2 protein-coding genes are annotated in these 4948 nt (G+C 45.0%); both read left to right on the forward strand.

Going from position 1 to position 4948, the window contains the following annotated elements; all coding sequences use genetic code 11:
- A partial coding sequence (locus F6K51_RS35215) for a cellulose biosynthesis cyclic di-GMP-binding regulatory protein BcsB (RefSeq protein ID WP_293030256.1) occupies positions 1-1867 on the forward strand: 1867 nt, incomplete at its 5' end.
- Between the two features lie 176 nt (positions 1868-2043).
- Positions 2044-4638, forward strand: coding sequence for a glycosyltransferase family 2 protein (locus F6K51_RS35220; protein WP_293030259.1), 2595 nt, complete (start codon positions 2044-2046; stop codon positions 4636-4638).
- Positions 4639-4948 lie beyond the last annotated feature (310 nt).

The following is a 4948-nucleotide window of genomic DNA, read 5'->3' on the forward strand; positions in this document are numbered from 1 at the left end:
CCAGGACTACAATGAACTTTCCCTAGTAGCCCAGCAACACAACACCACTGGCTGTACGGATGGAGGGGATGCCACGTTGTGGACTGAGGTTTTGCCGGATTCCAAATTAATCTTCCAATACCAAGTTCAACCTATCCCCCTAAATTTCAGTCGCTATCCTTATCCTTTCTTTGATCAACTCAGCTTAGATGCCAATCGCATTGCTTATATGCTGCCGCAGGGGAATGTCCAGACCCGATCCGTGGATTCCTTAGAATCTTGGTTGACTGCTGCGCCTCGCTTACAGGCTTCCCTAGGCAGATTGGCTGACTTCCGTCCTATTACCACCCGTTTAGTAGAGACTATCGACGAATTAGAGTGGGGCGATAGTTTAGTTGTGATTGGGACTCCTGGAAATCAACAGGTTTTGAAGTCTTTAGAACTGCCCTTTACTTTCTCCGGGAATCAGATTTTAGATGGAAATCAGATTCCCTTACCCGATGATGTCGGTGTGCTGGCACTTACCACCGTCAATGATGGCAGTAACCCGGTCTTGGTGGTGACTGGCAATGGCCCAGATGGCGTGAAAAAGGCTGCCCAGTTTTTAGTACAGCCAGATACCAGTAAACTTGGCACAGGTCAATTAATTTTCGTGGATCAGGTTCCGGATGTACCAATACCATCCTCCCGAAATTGGCCTGGTTATTTGCCAGAAGAAAATTCCTTTACTCTCCAAGACATCGTTACTCAGCCCAATGGTAAACCCTTTAAGGACGTAACGGTGCGAGGCAGTGGAGCACCACCGGTAGAGTTTAATTTTCGTGCCTTACCGGATGATCGGTTTAAACGGGGCAGTTCCATGAATTTAGTTTACAGCTATGGTCCCCAGGTCAATCCTCGCACCTCTGCTGTAGAAGTCTTACTAGATGATGTACTAATTGGTGGTAAACGCTTGACTAAGAGGGATGGCTCACAGCGAGAAACCCTCAAAGTGGATCTTCCTGCCAATCTGATTAAACCCACCTCTAAAATCAAAGTTGCTTTCCGGCTGAACCCCAGGGAACCAGAGGAGTGTGGTAAAATTACGGACCAACAACTAACCGGTACGGTTCATGCTGAAACCAGCTTCAAAGTTAATCGGGAGCCCTCAGTTCAACTACCTAATCTAGAACTGTTGCAAGTAGGTTACCCATTTGCAGCTCCTCAAGATTTGTCCAATACAGCGATCGTGTTGTCAGAGACACCATCTGATACCGATCTGCTCACACTACTAGCTATGAGTGAACGTTTAGGACGTCTGAGTAAGGCAGATTCAGTACAGCTGGATGTTTACACCATTGAACAATTGCCTGATCAGATCAGGAGGAAGCGCAATCTAGTCGGAATTGGCACCAGGGATGAATTTCCGTTTCCAGAGGTATTTGAGTCAAAAGGTTTGCGTTTGAGTAATGCTCTAGGACGTCAGTGGGGTGAAGCTAGTGCCCAGACTCTACCGGATACTGAAGGGGTAATGAAACAAATCATGTCTCCCGATAACAATCAGCGGGTACTTTTGGCTTTGAGTGGTCAAACGGAAAATGGCTTAGACCGCGTGCGGCAGATTCTCACTAAAGATTCTTGGTTCTACCAGTTGCAGAAGGATACGGTTTTAGTTAGTAGTTATCAACAAGACCCTGCTGGTTATGACCCCGATGCCTATAAGCTAGAGTTCTTTGAACTAGCCCGTTCTAAAAAGCGCATTGAAAAAACCTCCGCCCTCAGTAAAGCATCGTTCTTCCTCCAACAAAACTGGTGGTTCCTAGCTTTAGGTATTCTGGGCGTAACCTTCCTGCTTTATGGCATTAGCCAGTTGTACCTCAAGCGTGTGACAGATCAAAAAAGTCATTAGTAATTAGTGATTAGTGCTTAGTCTTTAGTTTTAATTAGTCTTTAGGATTGTTTGTATATTAAATAGGATTAAATCAAAATTCCACTGTAAGCTATCAGCTGATAGCTGATAGCTTACGGCTGAATACTTACATCAATATTAGTTTCACATCTCAAATCAAAATGCTATAAATTGCTATGTCTTTTTCCTTATTCAAACAATCGAGAAATAGGCAAAATCGCCCTCGTCGATCCCCTTTAATTACATTACTCGTTGATCGCCTACCTCGGTTTTTTGACCGAGTCCTAGCACGGCTAGGGTCGAATCACTTGTCGTGGCTGATTTTGCTGCTGGTGTTGCTATCCATACCCCTGATTACTACACCCCTAACAGTCAGGCAGCAGGGGATTGTAGCGATCGCACTAATATTGGTTGGTCAAGTGGTAGTGCGCACTGAAGCCAAACAATCTGATAAAACAGTCAGTGAGTATTTTCATCTGTTTTTAGTATGGCTGAGCCTGGTGACCACCATGCGCTACCTATACTATCGCTTTGCCTATACCCTAAATTTTGATACTTGGATCAACGGGTTTTTCTGTGTGCTGTTGTTGGGGGCGGAATTGTATGCAATTCTAACCCTATTGCTAGCTTATTTTCAAACTATCAAAATCAAAGACCGAGAAACCGTTGATCTGGCTAACTATCCTCAAGACCAATGGTTCAAGGTTGATATCTACATTCCAACCTACAACGAGCCTGTGGAAATTGTCCGCAATACAGCAGTAGCCGCTCTGGCTATGGACTATCCGGAGGATAAAAAACAAGTCTATGTCTTAGATGATGGCAGAAAGTATCCAGAGCGTCGCAAAAAGTTGAAGCAGATGTGCGAAGAAATCGGCTGTAAATTGTTGACTAGACCTAACAATGATCATGCCAAGGCAGGTAATATCAACACAGCTTTTAAGACTACCAAGGGCGATCTGGTATTGATTCTGGACTGCGATCACATTCCAGTGCGAAAATTGCTGATGCGCACAGTCGGGTTTTTCTACAACCCAAACGTATCCTTTGTGCAAACGCCCCACTGGTTCTTTAACCCCGACCCCTTTGAGCGAAATCTCTATACTAAGGGTGAGATTCCAGTGATGAATGAACTCTTTTATAAAGTACTGCAAAAGGGCAATGACTTCTGGAATGCTTCCTTTTTCTGTGGCTCAGCAGCGGTAATTCGCAAAAACCATGCGCTGGAGATTGGGGGAATTGCCGTTGAAACCGTTACAGAAGATTGTCACACGGCCTTCCGACTCCATTCCTTAGGTTATGAGTCAGTGTACTATGACCAGATTATGGTTGCTGGCTTAGCCCCTGAAACCTTTGCCTCCTATGTGGGTCAGCAAGTGCGTTGGGCAAGGGGAATGGCTCAGATTCTACGGCTAGAATTCCCCTTGTTGAACTGGAAGGCAAAACATCTCACCTTAGGCCAGCGGATTTGCTATTTTTCAGCCACCTCCCACTTCTTCTATGGCTTTCCCCGGCTGATTTACGCTATCACTCCCACTCTATTCCTATTGTTTGGCATCAATCCCATTCAGGGTTTGGGGCTAGAAACCTTATTTTATGCCCTGCCCCATCTACTGATTAGCCTCAATGCTAACTATATCACCTACAAAGAAGTTCGCTTTTCCTTCTGGAACGAGGTGTTTGAATTTGTGATGTCATTCCAGACGGGGTATGTCACTCTGATGGCGGTGATTAACCCCAAGCTCGGTTCATTTAATGTAACTGACAAGGGGGTATCGGTTAGTCAGCGGAGTTTTGATTGGCAGTCAGTACAGGGTCTTTTGGTAGTAACAGCTATAGTGATTGCTGCCTTACTAGCTGTTCCCTTTTGGCTGCTGCTCCGTCCAGAAGATGCAGAAGCGGTCTTGGTTAACGCCATGTGGTGCGTCTTTAACTTGATTCTGCTGACAGCAGGTTTGTTGGTTGCCTTTGAACAACCCCAACAACGCCCCAAACACCGCCTGCTACGACGCCTTCCGGTGACAATTCACACCACTGACCAGAGTTGGCCAGGGGAAACGGTTAATATCTCAGAAAGCGGAGTTTTAATTGCCTTAGATAGCTGGCCCAACCTACCTGATCAAGTAGACCTTGAAATTGTGGGAGATTACGGCAGACGAGCCTTTGTTGCTGGAGAAATTATCCGCAAGACACCGATTAGTGACCATCAAGTTCACCTTGCGATTAATTTTATCAACCTCACTCAAGCTCAGCTAGATGATTTAGTCCTAGTAATTTATTCCGATGTCAGGGAGTGGTATTCCCAGAAGCGTGCGACCTTAGACCGACCTATGGGCTCCTTAGGTTTCTTAGCCACTGGTGTGTTCCGTGCCTTCCGAGAGTTGAATACCCAAACTAGTACTAAGGTGCGTAAACAGATTAGGGCTACTGCTCAGCTTTATTGGGAAGGTAAGTTTTACAGTGGTAGGGCAACTGAAATGGGAGTGATGAGTTTACGGGTTGAATTAGAACGCAGCACTGCCTATTCTGATACCACGGAGCAAACTAGTCCATTGCTCACACCAGAAGATTTACGAAGAATGGAGCAAGACCAACCCTTCGTTGGCTTGCTATTGAGTCAGGAATCGACTAACCAGTTACCACAGCGATTGTTGGCTCAAATTGTGGATGTCGAAGATTTATCCGATCAAGTTGCCATTGAGTTGAAGTTCCCAGACCAATTAAAGCAGAAACAGGAGACCAAAATTAAACAGCTTTTGAAGGTACTTTAGTTGAAGGTTTAATCAGGTTGAAGGTTGAAGGTTGAAGGTTGAAGGTTGAAGGTTGAAGGTTGAAGGTTCCCCTTGGAATTACCCTAGGGTAGGTTAAAACTGGAGTTTAGACTATGACAAAATAGCCCAGTCTTCTTTTGAGGCTGAGATGTTAGTAAATTGATGCAAAATTTGGTCTAAGTCCAGGGTAAACGCATATAGAAAAGAAAGAACAATGGTGTAAAATCAAGGATTTTGTCGTAACTGCTCACCGCAACAAGGTGGTGTTATTGCCAAGAGTATCGATTTTGCAATCGCGAAGAACAAAGGG

It is taken from the genome of Moorena sp. SIO3I8 (assembly GCF_010692325.1).
Lineage (GTDB): Bacteria > Cyanobacteriota > Cyanobacteriia > Cyanobacteriales > Coleofasciculaceae > Moorena.